Origin of the sequence: Paenibacillus taichungensis, from assembly GCF_013359905.1 — a bacterium.
GTDB lineage: Bacteria > Bacillota > Bacilli > Paenibacillales > Paenibacillaceae > Paenibacillus > Paenibacillus taichungensis.
In genome coordinates, this window is sequence record NZ_JABMCC010000112.1 from 166,025 (window position 1) to 190,709 (window position 24,685).

General features: G+C 43.8%; 22 protein-coding genes. 9 read left to right on the plus strand and 13 right to left on the minus strand.

Annotated elements, in window-relative coordinates; all coding sequences use genetic code 11:
* The 5 genes from HP548_RS16805 to HP548_RS16825 form a co-directional block, all read right to left on the minus strand.
* Window positions 1-1,482 (minus strand): sugar ABC transporter ATP-binding protein, encoded by a 1,482-nt coding sequence (locus tag HP548_RS16805; protein WP_076289210.1) that lies wholly within the window; start codon window positions 1,480-1,482, stop codon window positions 1-3.
* A 15-nt stretch (window positions 1,483-1,497) separates the two neighbouring features.
* Window positions 1,498-1,899, minus strand: coding sequence for a D-ribose pyranase (gene rbsD / locus HP548_RS16810; protein ID WP_175382311.1), 402 nt, complete (start codon window positions 1,897-1,899; stop codon window positions 1,498-1,500).
* The gene (gene rbsK, locus HP548_RS16815; RefSeq protein ID WP_175382312.1) at window positions 1,896-2,777 is read right to left on the minus strand and encodes a ribokinase; all 882 of its coding nucleotides are present in this window, start codon (window positions 2,775-2,777) and stop codon (window positions 1,896-1,898) included. The genes rbsD and rbsK overlap by 4 nt, the downstream gene beginning before the upstream one ends.
* Window positions 2,770-3,759 (minus strand): LacI family DNA-binding transcriptional regulator, encoded by a 990-nt coding sequence (locus tag HP548_RS16820; RefSeq protein ID WP_175382313.1) that lies wholly within the window; start codon window positions 3,757-3,759, stop codon window positions 2,770-2,772. Before HP548_RS16820 ends, rbsK begins: the two co-directional genes overlap by 8 nt.
* Before the next feature lie 394 nt (window positions 3,760-4,153).
* On the minus strand, window positions 4,154-5,617 hold the full coding sequence (locus HP548_RS16825; protein ID WP_175382314.1) for a DHA2 family efflux MFS transporter permease subunit: 1,464 nt from the start codon (window positions 5,615-5,617) through the stop codon (window positions 4,154-4,156).
* Between the two features lie 458 nt (window positions 5,618-6,075).
* Between HP548_RS16825 and HP548_RS16830 the strand changes: the two genes are divergently transcribed.
* Window positions 6,076-6,501: a MaoC family dehydratase gene (locus HP548_RS16830; RefSeq protein ID WP_175382315.1), complete on the plus strand. Its 426-nt coding sequence runs from the start codon at window positions 6,076-6,078 to the stop codon at window positions 6,499-6,501.
* Window positions 6,502-6,605: 104 nt separating this feature from the next.
* Here the strand turns inward: HP548_RS16830 and ppsA are convergent, their stop codons facing one another.
* From ppsA to HP548_RS16845, 3 genes are all read right to left on the minus strand, one after another.
* Entirely contained in the window at window positions 6,606-9,221 is a 2,616-nt protein-coding gene (gene ppsA, locus HP548_RS16835) for a phosphoenolpyruvate synthase (protein ID WP_175382316.1), read from the minus strand.
* A 358-nt stretch (window positions 9,222-9,579) separates the two neighbouring features.
* Complete coding sequence (locus HP548_RS16840) at window positions 9,580-11,319, minus strand: HAMP domain-containing sensor histidine kinase (protein WP_175382317.1); 1,740 nt, start codon at window positions 11,317-11,319, stop codon at window positions 9,580-9,582.
* Window positions 11,316-12,068, minus strand: a complete 753-nt coding sequence (locus tag HP548_RS16845; RefSeq protein WP_246318098.1) for a response regulator transcription factor — start codon at window positions 12,066-12,068, stop codon at window positions 11,316-11,318. Before HP548_RS16845 ends, HP548_RS16840 begins: the two co-directional genes overlap by 4 nt.
* Before the next feature lie 154 nt (window positions 12,069-12,222).
* Between HP548_RS16845 and HP548_RS16850 the strand changes: the two genes are divergently transcribed.
* On the plus strand, window positions 12,223-12,534 hold the full coding sequence (locus tag HP548_RS16850) for a YbjQ family protein (protein ID WP_175382318.1): 312 nt from the start codon (window positions 12,223-12,225) through the stop codon (window positions 12,532-12,534).
* Between the two features lie 4 nt (window positions 12,535-12,538).
* On the opposite strand, the gene HP548_RS16855 is transcribed toward HP548_RS16850, so the two are convergent.
* The gene (locus tag HP548_RS16855; RefSeq protein ID WP_175382319.1) at window positions 12,539-13,036 is read right to left on the minus strand and encodes a MepB family protein; all 498 of its coding nucleotides are present in this window, start codon (window positions 13,034-13,036) and stop codon (window positions 12,539-12,541) included.
* A gap of 167 nt (window positions 13,037-13,203) precedes the next feature.
* Between HP548_RS16855 and HP548_RS16860 the strand changes: the two genes are divergently transcribed.
* The gene (locus HP548_RS16860) at window positions 13,204-14,148 is read left to right on the plus strand and encodes a DMT family transporter (RefSeq protein ID WP_218642255.1); all 945 of its coding nucleotides are present in this window, start codon (window positions 13,204-13,206) and stop codon (window positions 14,146-14,148) included.
* A 125-nt stretch (window positions 14,149-14,273) separates the two neighbouring features.
* Here HP548_RS16860 and HP548_RS16865 read toward each other — a convergent pair whose 3' ends face one another.
* The 4 genes from HP548_RS16865 to HP548_RS16880 form a co-directional block, all read right to left on the minus strand.
* Window positions 14,274-15,407 (minus strand): serine hydrolase domain-containing protein, encoded by a 1,134-nt coding sequence (locus HP548_RS16865; protein WP_175382320.1) that lies wholly within the window; start codon window positions 15,405-15,407, stop codon window positions 14,274-14,276.
* A gap of 167 nt (window positions 15,408-15,574) precedes the next feature.
* The gene (locus HP548_RS16870) at window positions 15,575-16,090 is read right to left on the minus strand and encodes a GNAT family N-acetyltransferase (protein WP_099856182.1); all 516 of its coding nucleotides are present in this window, start codon (window positions 16,088-16,090) and stop codon (window positions 15,575-15,577) included.
* A 194-nt stretch (window positions 16,091-16,284) separates the two neighbouring features.
* Window positions 16,285-17,793, minus strand: coding sequence for a response regulator transcription factor (locus HP548_RS16875; protein ID WP_175382321.1), 1,509 nt, complete (start codon window positions 17,791-17,793; stop codon window positions 16,285-16,287).
* Window positions 17,794-17,811: 18 nt separating this feature from the next.
* The gene (locus HP548_RS16880; protein ID WP_175382322.1) at window positions 17,812-19,575 is read right to left on the minus strand and encodes a cache domain-containing sensor histidine kinase; all 1,764 of its coding nucleotides are present in this window, start codon (window positions 19,573-19,575) and stop codon (window positions 17,812-17,814) included.
* Between the two features lie 212 nt (window positions 19,576-19,787).
* Between HP548_RS16880 and HP548_RS16885 the strand changes: the two genes are divergently transcribed.
* From HP548_RS16885 to HP548_RS16910, 6 genes are all read left to right on the plus strand, one after another.
* Window positions 19,788-21,095, plus strand: a complete 1,308-nt coding sequence (locus tag HP548_RS16885) for an ABC transporter substrate-binding protein (RefSeq protein ID WP_175382498.1) — start codon at window positions 19,788-19,790, stop codon at window positions 21,093-21,095.
* A gap of 68 nt (window positions 21,096-21,163) precedes the next feature.
* Complete coding sequence (locus HP548_RS16890; protein WP_076289195.1) at window positions 21,164-22,036, plus strand: carbohydrate ABC transporter permease; 873 nt, start codon at window positions 21,164-21,166, stop codon at window positions 22,034-22,036.
* Between the two features lies 1 nt (window position 22,037).
* Window positions 22,038-22,868 carry a carbohydrate ABC transporter permease gene (locus tag HP548_RS16895; RefSeq protein WP_076289194.1) on the plus strand — a complete coding sequence of 277 codons (831 nt, stop codon included), beginning with the start codon at window positions 22,038-22,040 and terminating at the stop codon, window positions 22,866-22,868.
* Window positions 22,869-23,159: 291 nt separating this feature from the next.
* On the plus strand, window positions 23,160-23,891 hold the full coding sequence (locus HP548_RS16900; protein ID WP_175382323.1) for a dihydrofolate reductase family protein: 732 nt from the start codon (window positions 23,160-23,162) through the stop codon (window positions 23,889-23,891).
* Between the two features lie 36 nt (window positions 23,892-23,927).
* Entirely contained in the window at window positions 23,928-24,245 is a 318-nt protein-coding gene (locus tag HP548_RS16905; RefSeq protein WP_175382324.1) for a carboxymuconolactone decarboxylase family protein, read from the plus strand.
* Window positions 24,246-24,266: 21 nt separating this feature from the next.
* Window positions 24,267-24,662: a cupin domain-containing protein gene (locus HP548_RS16910; RefSeq protein WP_175382325.1), complete on the plus strand. Its 396-nt coding sequence runs from the start codon at window positions 24,267-24,269 to the stop codon at window positions 24,660-24,662.
* Window positions 24,663-24,685 lie beyond the last annotated feature (23 nt).

Consider the following 24,685-nt stretch of genomic DNA (forward strand, 5'->3'; position numbering starts at 1 on the left):
TCATTGTCCCCCTGTAGCCAATGTCATAATGTTTTCCTGTGTTGCCTCTTCTTTTGCCAGTTCACCGCTAATACGTCCCTCATGTACAACCGCAATTCGATCGCTCATACCGAGTACTTCAGGCAGCTCAGAAGATACCATAATGATGGCAACTCCGCGGTCAGTCAGCTCGTTCATCAACTGATAAATTTCTCGCTTCGCTCCAACGTCCACGCCGCGTGTTGGCTCATCCAGAATGAGTACACTCGGACCAATGCCGACCCATTTGGCAATAACCACCTTCTGCTGGTTGCCCCCTGATAGGTTTCGTGCTGCCGTCTCAGAAGATTGTGTCTTGATTTGCAAACGTTTGATGAGCGTATCGACGAATTCCTGTTCTTTCTGAGTCGAGATGAATCCCTTACTTGAGAAGCTGAACAAATTGGGTAAGGCCATATTCTCACGAATAGAAAAATCGAGCACCAAGCCTTCATCCTTGCGGTCTTCCGTAATAAATCCGATTCCATGTTTAACCGCATCCGCTGGCTTCCGAATATGAGCCTTTTTGCCTCGAATCATGATTTCGCCACCGTCCAAAGGTTCCAAACCGAAGATCGCTCGCATGATCTCTGTCCGTCCAGAGCCCATCAGCCCGGAGAAACCGAGGATCTCACCTGCTCTCACCGTAAAGCTGATATTCTGGAACAATCCTTTGCTGCTTGCGTCCCGTACTTCAAGGACCACTTCTCCATACGAAGGATTTCGTGCCGGATATCGTTCCGTGAGTTCCCGTCCGACCATCTTCCGCACCACTTCGTCAAAACTGGTCTCCGGGATCGTCTTGGTGTCTACCGTTTTGCCGTCACGCATGATCGTGATCCGGTCGCAAATGGTGAAAATCTCCTCCATCCGGTGCGAGATATATACGATGGAAACACCATTTTTCTTAAGCGAAGTGATCACGCCGAACAACTTCTGAATCTCCCGCTCCGTAAGCGCCGCCGTGGGCTCATCCATAATGATTACTTTGGCGTCGGTCATTAGTGCTTTGGCAATTTCAATCATTTGCTGCTGACCGACAGAACATTCCCCGGCAGGACGATCCAGCGGAATCTGTACGGAAAGCTTGGCAAATTGCTCAGTGGCAAGCGCTTTCATTTGTCTTGTGTTCAGCAATCCAAAAGACGAAGTTATTTCCTTACCTATGAAGAGATTATCAAGCACCGTCATTTCCGGCCAAACGTTCAACTCTTGGTGGATAAAAGCAAGCCCCATCTTCTCAGCTTCCTTCGGATTGGCAAAATAGGTTTCTTTCCCGTCAATGGAGATGGTTCCTTGATCCCGCCCATGAAGACCGATCAAAATGTTCATTAGCGTGGATTTGCCGGCCCCGTTCTCCCCCATCAGAGCATGAACCTCGCCTTCCTTTAGTTCAAAATCCACCCCGCTTAGCACTTGGTTGGTGCCAAAAGCTTTATATATGTCTTGCATCTGAATATGCATGATACCGTCCCCCTTTTAACCGAAAATGACGCCCGATTGTAAAATGCAATTAGCATACGGCGTAGCTTCGCCCGTACGAATGACCACTTTGGCATTCCGGGTCAACACCTTGAATTGTTCATGACTAATGGAAACGTCAATGGCTTCATCGCCAAATTTATCGGTAATAAACTGCATAGCTTCTGGATTCCCTGCCTTGATCTCTGTTGCCAAAATCACTTTCTCAATGACCATATCGTCCGCTATAAGCTCCACGACCTCTTGAAAACTTGGTGTCCCCAGTTTCAGGGACAAGTCGATTTTGGGTACACCTTCTGGAACAGGGAGACCAGCATCCGCGATAACTATTGTGTCCGTATGACCCAAATCAGACAACACCTTGGAGATGTGACTGTTCAATATACCCTGCTTCTTCATTTCAGGCTTTCCTCCACTTCATCCCGTGTCGGCATGCCTCCTTGTGCGCCGAATTTGGTCACGGATAGCGATGCAGCCCGGTTGGCAAATCTGATGCTCTCTTGTAGCGGTTTACCTTCCGCAAGGGCGACCGCAAATGCGGCGTTAAACGTATCACCCGCTCCAGTCGTATCCACTGGTTCCACTTTGTAAGTAGGTACAACGATTTCCTGTTCGCCGTCAAAATATCGAACACCGTTACTGCCCTCCGTAATAAACAACTTGTTAGGATATTTGCGTAGCGCCTCAGCCGGAGTCATGCCCTGAAACAATATCTCGGCCTCATGCTCGTTAGGCGTGATATAAGCAGCTTTGTCAATGACCTCATCCGGTACTTTTCTCGCTGGTGCAGGATTCAACAACAGGGGCGTTCCGCTTTGGGCGCAAATCTCGCTGACACGAACAACGGTTTCTTCTGGAATTTCTTGCTGAATCAATACAATATCGGCACGTTGGATCACTTCTGTCGCTTCATCAACATAGGCTGGTGTAACTTCGCGATTTGCCGCTTCCACGACCACAATACTATTATCACCTTCAGCCAGCACGATATGAGCCGTACCGCTCTCTAGATGTGTAACCGGTTTCACATTCTGCGTATTTACACCATTTGCTTTAAAATTATTTAAAATGGCTGTACCAAAAGTGTCATCGCCCACCCGGCCGATCATGGAAACATCGGCCCCCAGCCTTGCGGCAGCGACTGCCTGATTTGCTCCTTTGCCGCCTGGAACTGTTTTGAAACTGTCGCCAAGGACGGTTTCACCCGCCCCAGGCCGCCTTGCAGAAGTAACAACCAAATCCATTGAGCTGCTGCCAATTACGCATATTTTAGCCATCTGAATTCACCTTTCTTGTTGTGCCCCGTTCAATGAAACTGACCGGAAGCTGTATGTGTTTGTTTTCGATTGGAGCTTGTTCCACCAGTTTGATAAGCAAGCCGGCAGCTTCTCTTCCCATCTCGTATGCCGGTTGGCGAATGGTTGACAATGCAGGCGATAGCAGGCTGCTCATCGGAATATCGTCGAAGCCGATAATTTGCATATCCTCCGGAACTTTTTTTCCGATGCGCAATGCCTCGTGCAATACCGCCATAGCTGCGATATCATTACTAGCAATGACTCCGTCGCTATCGCCATACTTGCTGAAAAGCTCATTCGCCCATAACCCAACATCGTTAAAGGAAAAGGATGTCGTTTGGATTACACGGTAATCCAGGCCGGCCTGACGTATGCTCTCGATTGCGCCTTCAAAACGATCCTGCGCAGGTTTGATATGTGCTGGTCCCTGCATAACCGTAATTCGGCGGCTTCCACGCTTAATAATCTCCCGTGCAGCCAGACGTCCACCCTCTCTTCCATCCGCAAATACGGAGGGACTGTCCAGAGGTGTTCTGTCAAGAAACACCACGGGAATTTTCAAGTTCTCATATATTGAAGAATGAGGGTAATTCGTTGAAGAGATTACGCCGACAACATTATTCTGGATAAAAGTCTGGATGTAATCCTTTTCCTTCTGTTCATCCTCATCACTATTTCCGAAAATCAGTCTGAAGTCCTGCTCTTGCATCCGGTCCTCTACGCCGCGTGCAAGCTGCGGAAAGTAAGGGTTTGCAATATCGGGTAACAGCAGGCCAATCAATTTGGACTTACGCTTGTATAAAGAGCGGGCCACCTCATTGGGAGAGAAGTTAAGCTGCTTGACCGCTTCCTCCACTTTCTTACGAGTGTCCGCATGAACATAACCTCTTTCATTAATGACCCTTGATACGGTGGCTACTGAAACGTTAGCCAAATTAGCTACATCTTTTATTGTTGTCATGAACGTTCACTCCTATGTGTGTAACCGGTTACAGATATGAAATTATCATATTTTTTTAAGTTTGACAATCCTTTTGTTACTGGAAATTTATCCTAGTCATCTGATAAAGACCTAATAAACGCAGTAACATTATGCCATAGCGTCATCTTGACCAATCCATATATTGGAGCAAAATAGATGACTCTTATCGTTGCAAATCAGGCTATTAGCCAGATTATCCCCTATTTCGAGTGGGACTCCGATTGTCTTAAGGTACTCCGTTACCTCGGGGAGAAGTTGCTAAACTCGAATAAGCAAACGGATTGTAGGGGATTCTCTTTTTAGGGATCGTGGTTTTCGGAAAAAAAAGCCGCTAAATCAGCGACTTTTAAAGAGGGCATTGTTTTGTCCAATGCTAGTGCAAGCGATTGACCACTACTCTTTTGATGAAAAGGGAGAGCACAAACCCAACGAGGGAAATGATCATGCCAAATATGAACGCATCCTGTACACCGGCAGTCAAGGAAAGCGGGATAAGTGAAGGGTCATTTGGATTCGTGGCATGACTCATATATTTTGCTTGTCCATTACTCATCACGCTTACCGCAACAGCTGTACCAATCGCACCAAATACCTGCTGCATCGTGTTAATGATTGCCGTTCCGTGCGGATATAGCTGCGGCGGAAGCTGGTTGAGGCCATTCGTTTGGGCAGGCATCATGATCATTGAAACGCCGATCATCATAATAACATGAACCGTGATAATAAAGGCCACCGAGGAAGCAAGTGTAATTCCAGAGAACAACCAGAGTGCCACTGCTATTAAGACAATCCCAGGAAGGACGATCCATTTGGGTCCATGTTTATCGAACAGCCTGCCCATAATTGGAGCCAAAAGTCCGTTCAATGCACTCGCGGGCAGCAGGATCAGACCTGCGCTAAGCGTGGAGAATGCAAGGCCTACTTGCAGGTACATGGGCAGTACGAGCATCGAAGACAATATAACCATCATGCAAAGTGCGACCATGAGCGCACCAATTGCAAACATCGGATACTTAAAAGCGCGCAGATCAAGCAATGGATTGGATATTTTCAACTGGCGAATCGCGAAAAGAATAAGAGCAACAAGACCGATTGCAAGAGATATTACGACAGTAGAACTGGTCCATCCCCCATCTCCTTCACCAGCGCTACTAAAACCATAAACGATACCTCCAAAGCCGAGGGTCGACAGTAGCATGGACAATAAATCAATACGTGGCTTGGTCGTTTCGGAAACGTTTTGCATCGTGAAAATCCCAATGATCAGAGCGATGACAAGAAAAACGAATGAAAGCCAAAAGATATAATGCCAGTTCAATGCTTCAATGAGCAAACCGGCAATTGTCGGCCCGACCGCAGGGGCGAACATGATAACGAGTCCAACCAGTCCCATGGCTGCACCGCGCTTTTCGACCGGGAAAATGAGCAGTATCGTATTAAACATAAGTGGTAGTAACAGCGCAGTTCCTACTGCTTGAATAATGCGCGAAACCATTAACACACCGAAGCTTGTAGCAACGGCTCCTATCAAAGCACCGAGACATGAAAATAGAAGTGACGTTATGAACAGCTGTCTTGTTGTAAAACGCTGGATTAGCAGGCCTGATAGCGGAACGAGAATCCCCATGGTCAGCAAATAGCCTGTTGTCAGCCATTGAATGGTGGCCGACCCAATGTTGAAGATCTGCATCAAATCGGTAAGCGCTACGTTTAACGCCGTTTCGCCGAACAGACCGATGAACCCACTCATCAAAAAAGCGAGAACGATGGGAAATACTTTAATGTCTTTCTTGGCTGCTTTAAATTCAGCACCGGATGTGGCTGTAGAAGCTTGCATTATTTACACTCCTTTAGTTCTGTTATGTTGCGCTCAAACAAATAATAATGATTCTCATTATCGATATGCACAGTGTAGCAATTACTACAAAAAATGAAAATACACAAAGTCCGAATACGATATGTATAATTATCTAATTCAATTTTGAAAAATGTTCTCATTAACGAAAAAAACGGGGGGATTTAGCACGGGATATAAAAGTATAATCCCTTTACCTGCTATATCGATTCCTGACATAAATACTTAGAAATAAGCTATGGGTTGTCCGTGGAAGTCCTGTTTTTTAGCAACGTGATATATGAATAATAATCAAATGTCTACCTAGTTGATCCATGTTTAAATACTTAATATTCATTATCGCACTAAAGAATCCAATAGTTTTCGTGCAACCCCTACATGGTTTTAATTGGACACTTTGAAGACTTATCCTTTAGAGTAGATATTGGAGGTGTACATCATTGAAATTTAACGAGTATGTTATAGGCGAGGCCTATAGAACAGAGTCTATTCAATTGTCAAAGAAGGATATTATTGATTTTGCAAAAATTTATGACCCTCAATATATGCATATAGATGAGGCAAAAGCCAAAGAAGGCCGCTTCGGCAGCCTCATTGCTTCGGGTATGCAGACGATGAGCACGTCTTTCAAGCTATGGGTGGAACTTGGTTTATATGGTGAAGAAGTTGTCGCAGGAACCGGTATGAATAACATAAAGTTTATCAAACCTGTGTTTCCAGATGATGAAATTAGTGTTCTATCAGAAGTGATTGAATTATCTCCAAGAAGGAGTATTGGTGGAATAGTCACCGTGCGGCTCACTACGTTTAACCAAAATGATGAGAAGGTTTTTCAGGCAGAATTAAGTGCTTTGATTAGTAATTGATTTTTGTACAATTCGTTTCCGTTGTTGACTTTGAAAAAAAACGATCGCACATCAGGTCTGATGCGCGATCATTGCTGTACACTCTCAATTCGTGTATCAATCATTTACAATATTTCGATATATCCTTCTGTCCCATGTACCCGAATTCGCTGCCCATCTTTTATTCGTTGAGTTGCCTTCTCCACTCCGACAATAGCCGGCAAACCATATTCACGCGCAATCACAGCTCCATGTGTCATCAGTCCACCCACTTCGGTAACTAGGCCTTTTATAGAAACAAATAATGGTGTCCAGCTCGGATCCGTATAGGGAGTCACCAGTATATCTCCATCTTCAAGATCAGCCTCTTCAATATTGAAGATGACACGTGCACGGCCCTCTATCACCCCGGAAGAGACAGGCAGACCCACAATAGCATCGGCTGGCAGATTTTCACGTTTATACTGACCTGTAATGATCTCACCATCAGACGTGAGCACGCGAGGTGGAGTTAGCTTTTCAAATATTTTATAATCTTCTTTCCGTTGGGTAATGATCATCTCATCCAGTTTATTGGTGCGTACAACTTCACGAAGTTCTTCAAAAGTGAGGAGGTATATATCTTCTTTTTCGGCAATAATACCCGCTTGTGCAAGTCGCTCAGCTTCTTTCAATAAAGCCTGTTTATATACAAAGTAACGATTGATCATGCCGTATTTGGGATATTCCCGATAACCGATGAAGTTGCGAACCAGGTCAATCATTCGTTTCGTTTCCTTGGCTTTTTGATCACCATCCGGCAATAGCTTCAATCGATTCAATATTTCCTGTTCTTTCTTCAACGCTTCCTGTCGTCCCTGCTCAAATTTCCGTTTGCTTGCATTAGGCTCAAAGTTTTTGATGTTACCCAGAATCAATGGCACAAGTGTAATGGGTTTTTCAATCCAACGGGTTCTGGTCAGATCGATTTCTCCGGCACATCGCATGCCGTATTTGTCCAGATAATCATGGATAGCTTCCCTTGTTTCCTGTCCTCCCTCAACCTTAAGCAGTTCATCCATAAAGTCATCCTCTTTCACATGCTGTAAATATGCAATGACTGCCGGATACGGACGAATCACATCTGCAACATCCAGTAATGCCAGACCCATTTCCGAGGTGATATTGTTCAGTACAGATTGAGAGAGCGTATCTGCTGCATTTTTCTCACCCAACCACTCTTTCATGTTTTCATTGATCCATGCTGAAGCATTCATGGCAGTCATAAATACATTTGAACTTCGTGGGTCAGATAGAAATCTCTTCAATTCTTGCAGATCTTCAAGGATAAAATCAAACAAATCCAATCCAGACTTGTTTTGGATGTTACGTTTTAGCTCTTCTACTGAGGCTTGATTACTCTTAATCAACTCAGAGACGATAGTCGATTCATTTTCAATATGTGCTTGAAAACCATCAGACACGCTCTGTTTATGGTTATTACGTGGAGTTGGTGATGGCTGTTCAATAGGTAACGATTTAATGAAATTTTCGCGCTCGATTACAGTTGTAAGTGCGTCCTTAAGAAGCGGATCGGATTGTCCCATGGTATTTATGAAGTTTTCTCTCATGACAGGCGAAGCCAGCCTAGGCGTAATATCAACAAACAATCTTCCACCAGCTATACGCATGGGTGCCGGAGTCGTTAATAGAAAGAAAGATAAGCCCAGCGGTTTCATGGGATCAGTCATCATTTGTTGATGACCTACAGACAGGTACACATGATTTTCCTGGTCACTCGCTTCAGGGATCGGGTATAACGTTGTGATTGGCCGACTTTGGACTATATAAAACATATCATCCGCCAAACACCATTCGATATCTTGCGGGAAACCAAAATGAGCTTCGATCTGTCTTCCTATGCGTGCCAGTTCTAAAATTTGTTGATCGGTAAGTGTTTGCGTCTTTTGCAGCACGGGATCGATCTGATGTGTATACGTTCCACCATCTTCGCTTCCATAAATAGCCAACGTTTTGACGGCTATCCTCTTATCGACAATTTCACCTTCTCGTACTTTATAACAATCAGCAGATACCAAGCCGGACACCAGCGCCTCACCAAGTCCAAAACTTGCGTCGATGGAAAGCAGTTTCCGGTTGCATGTGATCGGATCAGCCGTAAATAAAATTCCTGAAACCTTTGGGAATATCATCTTTTGAATGATAACGGACAAATAAACCTGACCATGGTCAAATCCATTTTGCATACGGTAGATTACCGCGCGATCCGTAAACAGAGAAGCCCAACATTTGCTGATATGGTGCATGATTGATTCTTTCCCAATGATATTTAAGTAGGTGTCTTGTTGACCGGCAAATGAGGCATGTGGTAAATCTTCAGCGGTCGCACTGGAACGCACTGCATACGCATGACCCTCTCCAAATGTGGAGAGATAATGAGCGACTTCTTTTTCAACATCGGCTGGAATGTCTACGCCCATAATGAGTTCCCTGATCTTCCTACTGATTTCATTAATTTGCTCTCGTTCTTCTACTTTCAACAAGGTTAATTGATCCAGCAAAGCATGATATGTTTCATTTTGTTCAACGGCTTTTTGATATCCAACGGTTGTAACGCAAAATCCTTCGGGAACGTGAATTCCTTCCACCTTTGATAACTTCGCTAGATTTAATCCTTTTCCACCAACGAGCGCATGCTGCAATTTTTCCAATTCCTGAAATCCGATAACCAAAGAACTCATTCCGTATCTCCCCTAACCAATAAATTGAGAAAAAAACATTTGACAAAGAGTTTACCGCCATGATAAGATTTAAATATAGGATAAGATATTTATGTCTTCGTAAATCGAAGAAATGTAATCTGATTATATCATTGTGTTTGTTTATATACAATATCGAAGAACCTGGGATGATTGCCCAGGTTCTTTTTTGATTTCAAATACTATTAATTCTATAGAAGCATGGCTCTCCTCAACCAGATTTCTGTCGTGCAGCATGTTATGTATCACAGTTGTAGAAGCCAACAAAAAAGCAACCTGCCCTCAAATGAGGTTGGGCTGCTTTTTTCAGTAATGCATTTTTTTAAAGATGGTTAACAGTTCAACAGGGTAAAAAAATCTCAATTTTCGTACCTTGCCGTACTTTGGATTGTACATGAATTTCTCCGCCGTGTGCTTCCACAATCGTTTTGGCAATGCTCATTCCGAGTCCAGAGCCAGCCGTCGATTCCTCAGTATTTGTTCCCCGATAATAACGATTGAACAAATGCTGCAGCGTTTCCTCGTCCATCCCTTTGCCATTATCGAATACGCGAATACATGCTTTATTGTTCATTCTGCCGATGGAGACGGTGACGTTCACGCCTGGCGGGTTATGCTTCACGACATTGGACAGCAAGTTATCCATTAACCGCAGCAGCCAGGTTTCATCAGCCTGTACCCACAAGGCATGCTCCTCCCCAACATAGTGAAACTGGTATTCAGACAGCGTAGCGTCATTGACATACTTCAGCACGGAGCAGCGCACCAGCTCAACCAAATCGATTTTCCGAATCTCCATAATCGAATCGCCCTGCTTAAGCTGATGGATCATGGAAAAGTCAGAGATCAGCTCAAGCATATAATCCCCTTTTTCCCGGATTGTCGCCCCCATGGTACGCATCTCTTCTTGGCTCCATTGTTCCGGTAAACTCTCCAGCATATATCCATAACCTTGAATTGTGGACAGAGGCGTACGCAGATCATGTGAAATTCCTGACATCCACTCTCTTTGATCTTTCTCCAGCCTCTCGCGCTCCTTCTCGGTTCGGGCCAATTGATCAGCCATTTGATAGAAAGATTCAATGACTTCCTTATAGAGCCTGTAACGGTGTCGCATTGTGCCATTGGAGCGAAATATCTTGCGTTTGTCCTTGTTGGTAAGTACCTGATCGTACTGCCCACGCCCCATACGTTCGAACCAGCCTGCGAACAGAATCAGCGGCTGACCGTAACGGTAGCCATGCCAGACCGATAAGGGTACTGCCAAGAGAAGAGCTAGACCTGCAAACCACATAAGTCCACGCGTTGCCGTATCCATCGCCGGATGTTTCAAAGGTCCTCCCGCTGGATTGGGTGTATACAGGATCCAGGTCATTCCACTGCGCTGGTCCCGATGGGCGACAATATTCGTATCATAGTTGCTGGGTGATTGCTGGATTGCCAGAATGTCCAGTGGACGGTACCCCTTCTGCAAATACGTTCCAGCACCGATGGCTTGTTCGGTATGACCCGTGGAATTGATTACCTGGAGATAACTGCCGGTTTCACGCAGTCGCTGATCCAGAAAAGAAAGCTTTTCGCTAGATACCATGCCTTGCTGCCCGTATTCGTGGAACCAGGCCATGAGCTGATCAAGGTCAGAACTTTGGTAGCCAAGGATATACAGAACCGGCACATTAAAGGCAAAGTTCAGATGAGTTTGAACAGCATACGTCCCAAGTGTCCGTGTCTCCTGAATATCGAGCAGTTGGGCGATAGAGTACGATGGCGACAGCCCATCATACGAATTTGTATTTACTTCGTAAATGACCCCTCCTTCGGCATTTACAACCTGCATCCACATTCCTTTTTCCTCAATAAGCTTATCCCACTTGGGGGAGATTTGAATCGTTCCGTCTTTTGAAGAAGCTTCTTGAGCAATCAGTTGTAAGGCCCCCACCGGAAAGTTCCGGCGCAACTCACTATTGGTCGTGTTTTGAAAGAATATAATGCAAGCAATGAGAGTAATCGCCAGAATGATCAGGGCATAAAAGATCAATTGATACGTGAAGTGAAATGTCATGCGCTGTTGTATCTTCATTGCTCCTGAAACTCCTTTGACAGCTTGTAGCCGAGCCCGCGTACGGTTAGCAGCAGCTTTGGATTTCCTGGATCGATCTCGATCTTCTCTCGTATGCGCCGAATATGTACCATTACTGTCGAGTCATCTCCCTGTCCGTTGATCCCCCACACCTGATCGTAGAGCTGTGTTTTGGAAAATACGACCCCCGGAAACTTGCAGAAATGCAGCAGGAGATGGAAAACCTGTGCAGGACAAGGGACATGCTGTCCCTCCACGATTAACTCCCCCTCCGCCTCATTCACAGTGAAGCGGCCGAATCGGTAAACCCCTGGTTCAGGGCGTTTCACCTGACTCACAGTTGGAGCTTCAGGCTCCAAACGGCGTATGCGCGCCTGAATTCTTGCAGCTACCTCCAAAGGATTGAAGGGCTTGGTGATATAATCGTCCCCGCCCATGGCGAATCCCCTCAGCACATCGAGATCGGATGCCTTAGCCGTCAGAAACAAAATATGCGGATTTCCATATTCACGGAGCTTGGAACAAAGCTCCAGACCACTCCCGTCCGGGAGCGTGATATCGAGCAGAACGATATCCGGGGAAACCCGCTGTACCAGATCGAGAGCTTCCGCACAGGTGGAAGCATCGTAAAGCTGATGGAACCCTGCCCTGCGAAGCACCATTTGCAGCATGGTGACAATCGAGGGTTCGTCGTCGACAATTGCGATTTTAATATCCGTTTGATTGGTCATCGTTTTCACCCATTTCATAGTAGCATACTGACATTAACAGAACCTAAACGGCTTGGGCAAACTTAAACGATTGTTCAGCAACTCGTTTAGGCTCTGTTTCAATAACGCTGTTAGCATAGGAAATGAGAAACCTGATTCGCGACAAATCTATTTTATTTTAGGAGGAAAACATTTGATTATTACAACAACAGCAATAGTTGAAGGTTCCCCGGTCAGGCAGTATATCGGCGTTGTAACAGGTGAAGTCATCATCGCTGCCAATGTCGGGAGAGACTTTCTCGCTTCATTTAGAGATCTTGTAGGGGGCCGTTCTCGTACCTATGAGAACAAGCTAAGAGAAGCAAGAGACGCTGCCTTTGAAGAAATGACCGAGCAAGCCGCACAGATGGGAGCCAATGCCGTAATCGGTGTGGAACTGAACTACGAAGTTGTTCGTCAAGGTATGCTCATGGTCGCTGTCAGCGGAACGGCAGTTATTATCTAAGCATTCAAACCTGACCAAAATATAAGTCTATTAATTTTTGGTCATCTATTCCATCAGATAAATCAATAAAATATTCTTGCTGCCACTTTTGTGTTTGCGCAGCTGATTTATTTAACTCTTTTTCCCAAGAGGGGTAAACTCTAATAGCCATCTTCCCTTTAGTGTCCTCGTTTTTCAAAATTCCTTTTTCGAGTAATTTAGATTTTGGAAAAACAAACTGTCCCTTCATATCTCCATTCATAATTGAGATTATTAGTTTGTCTGGACTTTCGAAAAAGGAGTACGGTTGATTTTGATTGTTTTCGTCTTTTTCCCAAAATACAACAAAAAACCCTTTTTTCTTAGGAGTTAATTTGGCGAGTCGACTTCGATATGTATAATTTCCAATATAGATAATCATTCCTTCATATTCTCTATTATGCTTTTCTTCAATGATGTTTGTAATCTCTATATTATCAAAGTTAGCAAGTAAGCTATCTATTAGCTCTTTAGATTTAAACATGCACTCATCCCCTCAATCATTTTTTTCGACGTTAATTATAGCCTCTAAGTATGTTTATGAAACGGAACTTTCATTTTTTTGTTACAGCTACTCGCAGTTTGTGATATGGTCAGTGAGGTGCGATCAGCCCGTACACATTTACATATCATGCGAGGAGAAGATTGAAAGTGAATGAAATAAAAGCATTGGAGAACCCGAACAAGTTTAGTGATCCTTTATTTGTGACACTAGTTGCAAGTTTATGTTGCTTGTTATGGGGGAGTGCCTACCCGTTTATTAAGCTTGGATATAGTGCTTTTGATATCTTGGCAGAAGATATTCCATCCAAATTTGTATTTGCGGGTTATCGATTTATTTTAGCAGGATTACTGCTTCTATTCTTGTTTCGTGTCATTAGTAAACGGAAATTTGAACTGTCTGGACGACAATTTTCAAGCTTAATATTGCTTGGCATGTTCCAAACGGGTCTGCAGTATATGTTTTTTTATGTGGGTGTAGCCAATACGACAGGTGTCAAAGGTTCGATTATGAATGCGACAACGACCTTTTTCAGTGTGGTTCTAGCACATTTTTTATATAAAAATGATAAACTGAGCAAAAATAAAATAGTCGGCTGTTTGCTAGGATTTATTGGTGTAATTATTGTAAATTTCCACTCCAATCTGCTGGAATTCTCCTTCTCTCTCACAGGTGAAGGTTTCGTTATTATTGCGGCTCTTATTTTTTCCATTACGGCCATCTATGCAAAGCACTTAACAGGCTCCATCGACGTCCTGGTTATTACCGGAGTTAGCTTGTTTGTCGGCGGACTGGCACTCACCATATTGGGACTCCTGCTTGGCGGCCGGGTTACACATTTTACACTTGAATCAACGGGTATCTTGATTTACTTAGTTTTGCTTTCATCAGCCGCATTTTGCTTGTGGAATCTACTTCTGAAATACAACAAAGTGGGAAAAGTATCTGTGTATAACTTCCTTATCCCTGTATTTGGTGCATTGCTATCGGCGTTGTTTTTGGGAGAAACGATTTTGGAATTCAAAAACCTAATTGCATTGCTCTTTGTATCCATCGGTATTTATATGGTCAATAGAGTAATCTCAACAAAATAATATTTTTCTTTCCAAACGAATGGGGACTCCCCACCTAAGATTTGGTACAAGACCGTACTCTCTAAATACAAGAAAAGGTCGCTAATGAGCGACCTTTTTTTGTATTTAAGTCTCAACTTTTCGCACTACAAACAGGAGTAAACAACATTACGCAAGCGGGGATGAACATAAGGCTCCTGATTGTTCAGCAGATGCTGCGCATACATAACCGTAAGTTCAGAGTCTGGATCAATTATGGCCATGCAGCCGGCAGCACCACTCCATCCGAATTCACCCAGTGGGCTTAACGAACCGCTGCCCGCTTTGGAGATATGCGTACGTACACCCAGCCCATAACCATACCCGCCCATATGATCCCAGGAATAATCATTACGGGTCAGATCGTTCAGATGGTCTGTGCGCATCAGCTCAATTGAAGCCTGTGACAGAATGCGAACGCCTTTTGGACTTGTTCCTTTTCCCGTCAGCGCACTAAGAAACAGTGCATAGTCGCTAACGGTGGACAATAGTCCGGCACCGCCGCTCTCCAAATCCGTGCCTACCCGGAATCCGTTTCCGTCCATTCGTACGGCTTTTTCAAGCTCATCATTGTAAGCATACTGCGGAATCAGGCGAGTCTGCTGTTCCTCGTTCAGGTCGAATGCCGTATCGTTCATACCTAGCGGTCCGATAATTTCTTCTTGCAGATATTTACCAAAACGTCTGCCACTCACAACCTCCACCAAAGCTCCGAGCACATCGTGACACATGCTATAGTTCCAATGCGTACCTGGCTCAAACAGAAGCGGTTCCTTGGCAAGCGCTTTCGCGAAGTCTCTTGTCGATAATATTCCGTTGGTGCTCTGCACAGCTTCCTGAATGCTTGGCGAGCCAACATCATAGGAGAACCCGGCAGTCATCGTAAACAAGTCGCGTACTGTAATCGCCTTTGTCGCTTTTTCCAATCTGACCTCGCCGCTCGATAAAGTTTTCTTCACCGTCATCTCGGCATATTCCGGCAGATAATCAGATACCGGATCGCTCAGCAGCATTTGCCCTCTCTCTACAAGTTGAAGTGCTGCCACACAGGTCATAATTTTCGTCATGGAGTAGAGATTAAAGATCGCCCCCTCGCCGATGGGCGTTTGCTCCTCCAGATTGGCGTAACCATTCCGGTAACGGAAAACGGTATCATTTTGATGCATCACAAGGACTTCTGCCCACGGAATTCTCCATGATGTGATGCGGTCAATAAATGACGCAAGCGGTTTAAAGTCCATATTTCCCCGTCCTTCTATGTAGAATCGTTTATCAATGCACATAGTGGATCTGTGTTCATACACATGACCCACATAGTATTAATATACGACCATTCACATGCATTGACCATATCTAATAGAAAGCAACTTTTCGACAATCTGTACCGATTTTAGAATCGGTACGATTACTAGAGTGTCTTGACCATGATAAAATCGATTTGTTCCTCGTCCCCCATATAAAAAGAGTGTGAGCCCGTTTGCACAAATCCCATCTTCTTGTAAAAAGCAATGGCATTGTCATTCTTTTCCCATACTCCGAGCCAGATTTCCTTCTTTTTGTGTTCCAGTGCGGTATCCATCGCTTTATTTAGCAGATATTTACCTAGTCCGTGCTTTTGGAATTTATTCCTGATATAAATCCTCTCAATTTCGAGTGAAACATCACTCATTTGTTCGGATTGGGCGCCATCTCTGTTCACTTTTAGATATCCGGCAAGTTCATCATTGTAGTAGACGAAAAAGATGTCTGAACAGCTATTAGATAACTCGGCTTCCAACTGTTTAGCGTTAAATGCTCTTTCGAGATAGGCCCTCATATTGTCAAGGGAATTCTGATCTTTGAATGTATCGTTGAATGTTTCTATACTTATTTCTTGTAATTTTAGTAAATCCTCGTGACTGCATGCTCTTATTTCCACTGTCATTCTGATATATCTCTCCTTCTATGAATCAATTACTTATTTGAAAAGAGTTCAGTTTTTTGTTGCAAATACAACATTTATTATATTTTTAATCTACTCCAAATTTGTATAGTTTGCAACATAAAATAATGAGACCAGGCAGATTAAAATACGTAGCAAACGTTTTCGGAATGTTTAATAAGTTTTCCTCGGTCAGTCTATTTAAGCAGTATTTCTTTATATTCTGTCGGACTAAGTCCTGTATATTCCTTAAACACCTTGGAGAAATAATGCTGATCACTGAACGATAACAGATCTGATAACTCCTTAAACTTCATATCCGGTTGACATTCCATTAGTCTGCATGCTTCCTTGATTCTAAGCTTTGTATAATACTGAACAAATGTGACTTGCGTTACTTTTTTAATGACTCTGCTAACGTAGGAGGGGCTGACGTGAAACTTCATTGCAATGTCATTGATGGATATTTGGGTGTACTTGTTCCGTTTGATGTACTCATCCATTTGCATAAACAGATCTTCTCTGCTTTTCCGACCATGGGATTGAAGCATATCAAAACATTGTCCAATCCATTCCGTTAATTCACGGCAGAAATCACCATATGTTTCTTCATCGAACAGTTTTTTTGCTCTAAGCTCCAAACCAAGCCTAATTCCCGCCCCTTGCTCTTCAACCAAATGTGCGAATGTATCCACTACTAAATTGATAAATCGTTCCAATTCTTTCACATGTACGTTATCCTCCGTCCATCGATTCATCAACTCGGACAGCTTAAGGGCAAACTGCTCCTTCTGACGAGCTTGTATCATGTGGACAAAAGCCAACTCCAGTGTGGAATCCAGACAACCTGCTTCAGTTCTTGTTATGGAAACCGGATTTCCGCTATCCAGCACCAATCCATTGTTCAATCGCTGGTGAATCGATAAGATGGACGATATTTGATGATAAAGCTCAGACAGATTTGCATCTTGAGACCATAGCAGCTGCCCCGCGATTGTAGTGTCCATACCTTTTACATCTAAATGACGCCGCAACGATTCGAGACACTCATGTACAGAAGAATACAAATCAAGAATCCCCCTGTTTACAAAAACGATGAATTGCTGCGGAGTTTGACTTAGAAACACTTTACATGGACGAGGAGCAAAAAAATCTTCTAAAGAAGCCTGTAACGTCTTTTGTCCCCATCGTTCCCGTTCCGAGGTGAAGGGCTGCCTGCGCAGAATGATCATCATTTGGGCCAAAAAAGCAGCATGGTCTCCTGGCTTAAGTTCAGCATAACTATGGGGATCAACGATCTCCTGCAGCTCATGGAAGTACCTAGACCTCGATTGTTCAAGCTGTTTAATAACTCTGCCCATGACTTCCTCCAGCGCCTCAGGCTCGACGGGCTTCAGCAAATAGTCGAACACCTGCAAATTCAATGCTTTTCGTGTATATTCAAAATCGCTATACCCGCTAATTAGAATGACCCTCAACTCAGGCTGGGCAAGCTTCGCCTGCTCAATTAGTGATAAGCCATCCATCTTGGGCATCCGTATGTCTGTCAACAGGAGATCGATAGGCTGCTTCTGAAGTGCTTCTAACGCCTCTTCCCCATTTGTGGCCGTAACTGCCACGTGAATGGGAAAATCCAGCTTATCCAACAGCATTTTAATATTGCGCAATATAGGTTTGCTATCCTCAACGATCATGATATTGTACATAGTCTATCCCTCCTGTGCTCAGTAAAAATCCCTCGTCATCGATCCGATGATTTGAATGGTTGCTCCTTTTTCCTTGTCTGAATGATTGTTGTAGATGTTAAATAAAAGCCGATTGCTATACATCAGTTTAAGTCGATTCACGCTATTGACGATCCCCATGTTGCCAAGAGCTGTCTGACGATCAGGGGTTTGATTCATTCCGGAGCCGGACTTCTGTATATTGGACAAAATCTCTTCTATTTTGTTTGGCTGGAAGCCCTCTCCGTTATCTTTAATCTCCAATGCCCATAATCCGTTATACTGCTTCACGGTAATTTGGATACGCCAGGGAGGTGTGGTATTAAAGAAAGCGTGCTCAATACAGTTTTCAACAAAAGGCTGAATGACCAGCCGCGGCAGCCGGATTTCACTCGTCAGTTCATCAGCATCGATGTTCCACTCCAAATCTTCTTCATACTTTTGTTGTACCAACGACAAGTAATGTCTTGTATGCTCAAGCTCATCCGTCATCGTCACATGTGCATAAGGAGATGAAACAATATAACGTAAACTGTCTGACAGATGTTTGCACATATCGGACACGACCTGGGTTCTCCCTTCTTGAGCAGCAATACTGATCAAATAAAGGACGTTATGAAGGAAATGGGGAGCGATCTGAGCTTGTAATGCGGAATTCCGCGCAGTGACTTCTTCATGTAACGCCTTCTTCTCACGATCAATGGACTGCTGTAAACGTTCCATCAAGTCCTGAAAAGCTTCATTCAACAGCAGCAGGTCGTTATTTTTAGGTCGTTCATCAACTTTCAGCTTCATATTGCTGTAGTTGATGCGCCAAATCTGGCTGCGAAGCTTACGAATGGGAAGCAACAGGTTGCGTGTGGAGAAGAAAATGTACACGAAAGAAATGAGCATTAAGGCTGTAATCAGCAAAATGGACATGCTTTGTACGGAACGGATCGAGCCTAATACCGAATCTTTCGGCGTTATTATAAAAGTAATCCAACCCGTCTGGTGAGATGTAGAATGCGTAACGTAATTATTTTGTTCATCAACTGCCAGTCCTTCGTCGGATAATGGTTCTTTCCACTCCAATTCGTTCTTTCTCATTTCCAAGCCAGTCATTTGCTCACCTTGCTTGTTCAAAATGAATACATCTCCTGCAGTAATTCCTTCCGTAAGGTTTTGAATGTAAGCTTGATCCATTTGAATACTAAGATATCCGTATAGCTTGCCATTCTGATCGTTGACCGTACGGACAAAGGAGATCGTGTCTGCATCTCGAAGCAGAATAAAACCGTTCCCTGTCCACTCTCGTCCACTTCTACTTTTTTCCGTTAAGGCACTTAAGATTGTTGGAGGATGCCCTGAACCCAGATACGATGTGAGCAGCACACCTTGTTTATCATAAATGGACATGTCCTTGATGTTCATGCTGGGGCCAATAGCCTGAAACATGATATCTTTTAGTTTCCGAATCTGCTTCAGTCTTTCATAATTGCTTGGTGCTGAAGAGCTCTTGTCCATCGTTGCGAAGATGTCCTTATTGGACAATATGCGCTGGGACATCTGGTTTTGCTGCTCTACGTATCGGTCAACCTGTTCTCGTACCTTTGTGGCAGTGACCAGTATATCCTCCTCTGTCTTTTGTGTAAGCGGGCGGATAACGACAAGGTTCACATAAACGATAAAGCAGCCCAGCACGAACAAAAGAAGGGCGAGAAATGTCAATAATACTTTTGTCTGCAAGCTGAATTGTGTGGCTCTATGTATAAATTTACCCATGCTGCGGGAAGCCTCCTGTCTTGTCATGCTGTGAAACTCGTCTGGATCATGTCTTAATGTAGCATGGGTTCGAATGAAATGATAGCGATTTCAAGTTCAGGATTTTACACATAAATATTCAAGCACAGACATGTACCGGAGAAGAAGTGGATTTTATAATTGAATTTGTAAACGGATTCATTACATGTTTCAGAGGGGGATTTACGTTGAATATGCATAAAAGAAAAAAAGCAGCATCCATTGTACTGGCGAGCTTGTTGTCCATCTCACTGACCGCTTGCGGATCAGGTGACACTGATTCTGATACGTCTGCAAGCAGTGGAAATAAGAACAGCAAGGTCACACTGGAATTGGCCATTTCGAAGAGTTCACAGGATTCTGCCTTTATCCAGCAGGATATTCTCGATGAATTTGAAAAACAGACCCATATTTCTGTTAATCTGCAGCTCATTCCGGCTGAGCAAACAACGACCGTACTGCAAACCAAGCTGGCTGTAGACGAAACGCCCGACATCATTCAATACAATTTGGCCAGTGCGGTTACGGATTTGAATCTTGAGCGCAATTTCGAAATTCTGGATAACGAGTCCTGGGCCAGCAGAATTGTAAACAAAGATGTACTTTCCGCTGCCGGTCATATCTACAGCTTCCATGTCAGCCAAGATACGGGCATGCAAGGCGTCGTGTACAACAAACAGATTTTTGCTGACCTTGGTCTGTCCATCCCTACAAGTTACGAACAATTTTTGGCGATCTGTGAAAAAATTAAAGCTGGCGGCATCACCCCTGTATTCATGCCCTATAAAGATGCATGGGCTGCGAACATTTGGCCAGCGGCAGCATTTGCCGATTTTGTAGCCAAAAATGATCCGTCTTTTTTTGATGAACTCAACAGCAACAAAAGAAAATGGTCCGATATTCCCGAGTTCAAAACATTTTTGCAGCAGCAATACGAAGTCTACACCAAGGGGTATACCAATACGGATGTGCTGAGCGACAGCTATGACATGGCGGTTGGCAAATTCCTGAACAAGGAAGTCGCCATGATGTTTATGGGAGATTGGTTAATCGAAGGCGTAGCAGAACAGGATCCAAGCATGGAACTCGGCGTATTCCCAATTCCGTCTTCCGATGATGCCAAACTGGGTGCAAGTCCGCTTGGAGGACAGCTGTTCATTCCGAAAAAGGCTAAGCATTTGGATGAAGCCAAACAGTTCCTGGACTTTATCGCCTCCAAGGAAATTGCGCAACAAATCGTCGATTCCAAGGGCTATGTATCCAATTTTAGCGACGTTACTACACCGGAGTTACCTGCTTATAAACAGGATATCGTCGACAATTACATCCTGCCCAAGAAAACTGTGTTGACCACGGATGCTTACATGCTGGTAGATCGAAGTGAGCTATACAGACTGTTACAGGATCAATTCGCTGGCGGTTTGACTCCGGAGGAAGTTCTGAAATCCTGGGATGAGAAGTTCAGTCAACTTATGCAGGATAAAGGCGTTTCCGGTTTCTAAGAAATGAAATACAGGGCAGCATGTCATTCCTGAATGAAGTGCTGCCTAGCCATAACGGAGTGTGAGACATGAAAAGGGCTAAAAATTTATATTCGTATTACATGGTATTTCCGGCACTACTCATCTACTCTATCTTTTTTGTTATTCCAGCAATTGCTGCTTTCTACTACTCCTTTACGGATTGGCGTCTGGATCGAATTGATCTGAAGTTTATCGGATGGGACAATTTCGAGAAAATTTTCTCAGACAAAACGCTTATTTTGGCGCTTAAAAATACGGCAATTTTTGCCGTTGTTACGGTTGCTGGCAAAAATATTATTGGTCTGCTATTAGCCGTGGCCCTAAATATGAGATTAAAAACGAAGAACCTGCTGCGCGCAATTTTCTACTCCCCTTCCATACTGAGCATTCTGGTCATCAGCATCTTGTTCACACCAATGCTACGTACAGAAGGTACAATCAATCGTGTATTGGAAGCAGTCGGATTACATTCGTTGAGCCAGGCTTGGTTGACCAATCCTTCCCTTGTCATCTGGACGATTGCCATCGTATCCATCTGGCAAAGCGCCGGATTCCAAATGGCCATCTATCTGGCTGGTTTACAATCCATTTCTCAAGAATACTATGAAGCCGCTACGATTGATGGAGCAAGCTCCTGGAAAAGTTTTTTCAAAATTACACTGCCCCTTTTGCTGCCAGCCATCAATATCAATCTGATGTTGACGCTGATTGGTGGGCTTAAAGTATTCTCGGAAGTGTATGTCATGACTGGCGGAGGTCCAGGCAACGCTTCACAAGTTGTGGGAACAATTATTCTCCGCTCCTTCGGCGAAGGAAACTGGGGACTTGGTACCGCAGTCAACACACTTCTGTTTGTGGCGGTCACGATTATTGCTATACCGCTATTGATTTTCATGCGGCGCAAGGAGGTTACGGAATAACATGGGATATACACGCAAACTCGCTATTCGCAACTATGTTGTTGAAGGATTTCTGCTCCTCGCCTCTCTGCTCATTCTGTTGCCTCTGGTGATTCTAATATTAGGTTCGTTTAAAACGAGCGCTGAAGTACTCAGCTTCTCCTTGAGTTTGCCGGATAAATGGCAGTTTTCAAACTATGTCCGAGTATTTGAAGAAGGCGGTCTGTCCCGAGCATTCCTGAACAGCATCTGGATTACAGGGATCTCGTCCATTATCAACATTGTGGCTTCCTCAGCAGCATCCTTCATTCTGGCACGTCGGGACACAAAACTTTCAAACACAATATATATGTATTTTTTCATGGGACTGATTGCGCCGATGTCGATCATTACGACGATTCGGGTCGTACAGGGATTGGGGTTTTACGGCAGCATATCAAGTGTCATCCTGATTTACGCTGCGCTTAATACCGCTTTTAGCGTATTTTTGTACAGCGGATTTATCAAAACCATTCCAAAAGCGCTGGACGAGGTCGCGTTTCTGGAAGGTGCCAGCGTATTCGGCGTGTTTTTCCGTATTGTTACACCGCTCATTTTGCCCGTTAACGCAACGGTAGCGATCATGGTGTTTATGTCGGTATGGAATGATATTACGATTCCGGTGTACTTCCTTACGAATAGTTCAACGTGGACTATGCCGCTTTCGATCTATAATTTTTACGGCAAATACAGCCGCGATTGGAATTTGATTTTTGCAAATCTTGTACTGACTTCACTTCCTGTGTTTATCCTCTACTTGTTTGGACAGAAATATATCGTTAGCGGACTTACTGCAGGTGCAGTCAAAGGGTGACCATTGGTATTTAAATAGAAATAAACTTAGGACGCTTTTGGGAAATCAACTCCCAAAGCGTTTTTTTGTCATACTATCTTGACGTTTATTTACAATACACACTTCTTTGTTTATTTCTGAACAAATTCAATGAATCTAACAATTGATTATACATTTCTCCCTTATATAATAATAGATAGATGTTCATTATTGTATAAATGTAAATTTAAATTACACATCAGTGTTACTACAGTAATGGATGCCATTCATTTTATCCCATGCAATCCATTCATGTTGAAAGGAGATGCTACGATGGACAGACCCTATACGATTTGTCATATGCTTAGTTCGTTGGATGGCAAAATTATCGGGGATTTTCTGGAAGATGATCGGTCAGCCTACTTCATTCATGAGTATGAACGTATCCATGACCGCTACGAGTGTAATGCTTGGATGTGCGGACGAATCACGATGCAAGAGCATTTTGCACATGAATATATTCCTCCATCCAATCAAGACAAGCAGTCCCCCATTCCTCGAACGGACTATATTGCGCAGAAAGACGTTGAAACTTATGCCGTCGCTATAGATCCACACGGCAAATTGGCTTGGAACCACAATTATATATCCGAAGAGAATGGCAACAGAACAACGGATCACATCATTGAAGTCCTGACTGAAGAAGTTCCCGATGCTTATCTCGCATATCTGCAAGAATTGGGCATCTCTTATATCTTTGGTGGAACGAAAGAGCTGAACGTTGTGACGGTTGTAAAAAAATTGAAAGCATTGTTCTCCATCGATCGATTACTGCTTGAAGGCGGCGGTGTCTTAAACGGTTCTTTCCTGAACGAAGGTTTGATCGATGAGCTGAGTCTCGTATTCGTTCCTTTTGCAGAGGCAAGCTCTCCAGCTTTGACCATGTTTGAGAATAGTTCGAGTTTCAAAGAAACCTTCCCCGTTCATTTTGAATTGATAAGAGTCGAACCAATGGAACATAACGGATTGTGGATGACTTATCGAGTAGAAGGAAATTCTAAATAATTCTTAAATGTACAACGAATGGAGGATCATATAGCTATGGAAAAAAAACAAACTGCTGGACGAGATATATTGGGTGACTTCGCCCCCAAATTTGCAGAGTTGAATGACGATATTCTGTTTGGCGAGGTATGGTCACGAGTAGAAGAATTATCTAGTCATGATCGCAGTATGATTACCGTCTCTGCACTTATTACCGGTGGAAATTTCGAACAATTAACCCCACACCTTCATAAAGCAAAGGAAAATGGAGTAACTCGTAATGAAGTTTCCGAAATGATTACACACCTTTCCTTCTATGTGGGCTGGCCTAAGGCATGGTCTGCGTTCAATATTGCAAAAGATATTTTTAAATAAAATAGAAAGTAGGGAACCATTATGACAAACGAACATTTGAGTAACAGCACCATCTTCCCGCTGGGAAAAAAAGTAGAAGCCAATTTTATTGGAGACGCGTATCTGGAGATGGTCTTTACAGATGAAACTCCACTAAACACTAGCATTGGAAATGTCACTTTCGCGCCAGGAGCACGCAATAATTGGCATTCACACGCTGTAGGTCAAGTGTTACTTATTACAGGTGGTGAAGGCTGGTACCAGGAAGAGGGTAAACCTGCACAATTACTTAAAACCGGAGATGTTGTAAATATTGCTCCGAACGTTAAGCACTGGCATGGGGCAACAGCCGAAAGCTGGTTTGTGCATCTGGCTATGACACCAGGACAAACGGAATGGTTAGAGCCTGTGAATGATGAGTGGTACAACGCGCTCTAAGGCGAAGGAATCTGTATCTAAAT

Bases quoted from the DNA above. Each gene is read 5' to 3' on its own strand.
- HP548_RS16805 (WP_076289210.1), bottom strand. From the start codon at position 1,482: ATGCATATTCAGATGCAAGACATATATAAAGCTTTTGGCACCAACCAA.
- rbsD (WP_175382311.1), bottom strand. From the start codon at position 1,899: ATGAAGAAGCAGGGTATATTGAACAGTCACATCTCCAAGGTGTTGTCT.
- rbsK (WP_175382312.1), bottom strand. From the start codon at position 2,777: ATGGCTAAAATATGCGTAATTGGCAGCAGCTCAATGGATTTGGTTGTT.
- HP548_RS16820 (WP_175382313.1), bottom strand. From the start codon at position 3,759: ATGACAACAATAAAAGATGTAGCTAATTTGGCTAACGTTTCAGTAGCC.
- HP548_RS16825 (WP_175382314.1), bottom strand. From the start codon at position 5,617: ATGCAAGCTTCTACAGCCACATCCGGTGCTGAATTTAAAGCAGCCAAG.
- ppsA (WP_175382316.1), bottom strand. From the start codon at position 9,221: ATGAGTTCTTTGGTTATCGGATTTCAGGAATTGGAAAAATTGCAGCAT.
- HP548_RS16840 (WP_175382317.1), bottom strand. From the start codon at position 11,319: ATGAAGATACAACAGCGCATGACATTTCACTTCACGTATCAATTGATC.
- HP548_RS16845 (WP_246318098.1), bottom strand. From the start codon at position 12,068: ATGAAATGGGTGAAAACGATGACCAATCAAACGGATATTAAAATCGCA.
- HP548_RS16855 (WP_175382319.1), bottom strand. From the start codon at position 13,036: ATGTTTAAATCTAAAGAGCTAATAGATAGCTTACTTGCTAACTTTGAT.
- HP548_RS16865 (WP_175382320.1), bottom strand. From the start codon at position 15,407: ATGGACTTTAAACCGCTTGCGTCATTTATTGACCGCATCACATCATGG.
- HP548_RS16870 (WP_099856182.1), bottom strand. From the start codon at position 16,090: ATGACAGTGGAAATAAGAGCATGCAGTCACGAGGATTTACTAAAATTA.
- HP548_RS16875 (WP_175382321.1), bottom strand. From the start codon at position 17,793: ATGTACAATATCATGATCGTTGAGGATAGCAAACCTATATTGCGCAAT.
- HP548_RS16880 (WP_175382322.1), bottom strand. From the start codon at position 19,575: ATGGGTAAATTTATACATAGAGCCACACAATTCAGCTTGCAGACAAAA.
- HP548_RS16885 (WP_175382498.1), top strand. From the start codon at position 19,788: ATGCATAAAAGAAAAAAAGCAGCATCCATTGTACTGGCGAGCTTGTTG.
- HP548_RS16890 (WP_076289195.1), top strand. From the start codon at position 21,164: ATGAAAAGGGCTAAAAATTTATATTCGTATTACATGGTATTTCCGGCA.
- HP548_RS16895 (WP_076289194.1), top strand. From the start codon at position 22,038: ATGGGATATACACGCAAACTCGCTATTCGCAACTATGTTGTTGAAGGA.
- HP548_RS16900 (WP_175382323.1), top strand. From the start codon at position 23,160: ATGGACAGACCCTATACGATTTGTCATATGCTTAGTTCGTTGGATGGC.
- HP548_RS16905 (WP_175382324.1), top strand. From the start codon at position 23,928: ATGGAAAAAAAACAAACTGCTGGACGAGATATATTGGGTGACTTCGCC.
- HP548_RS16910 (WP_175382325.1), top strand. From the start codon at position 24,267: ATGACAAACGAACATTTGAGTAACAGCACCATCTTCCCGCTGGGAAAA.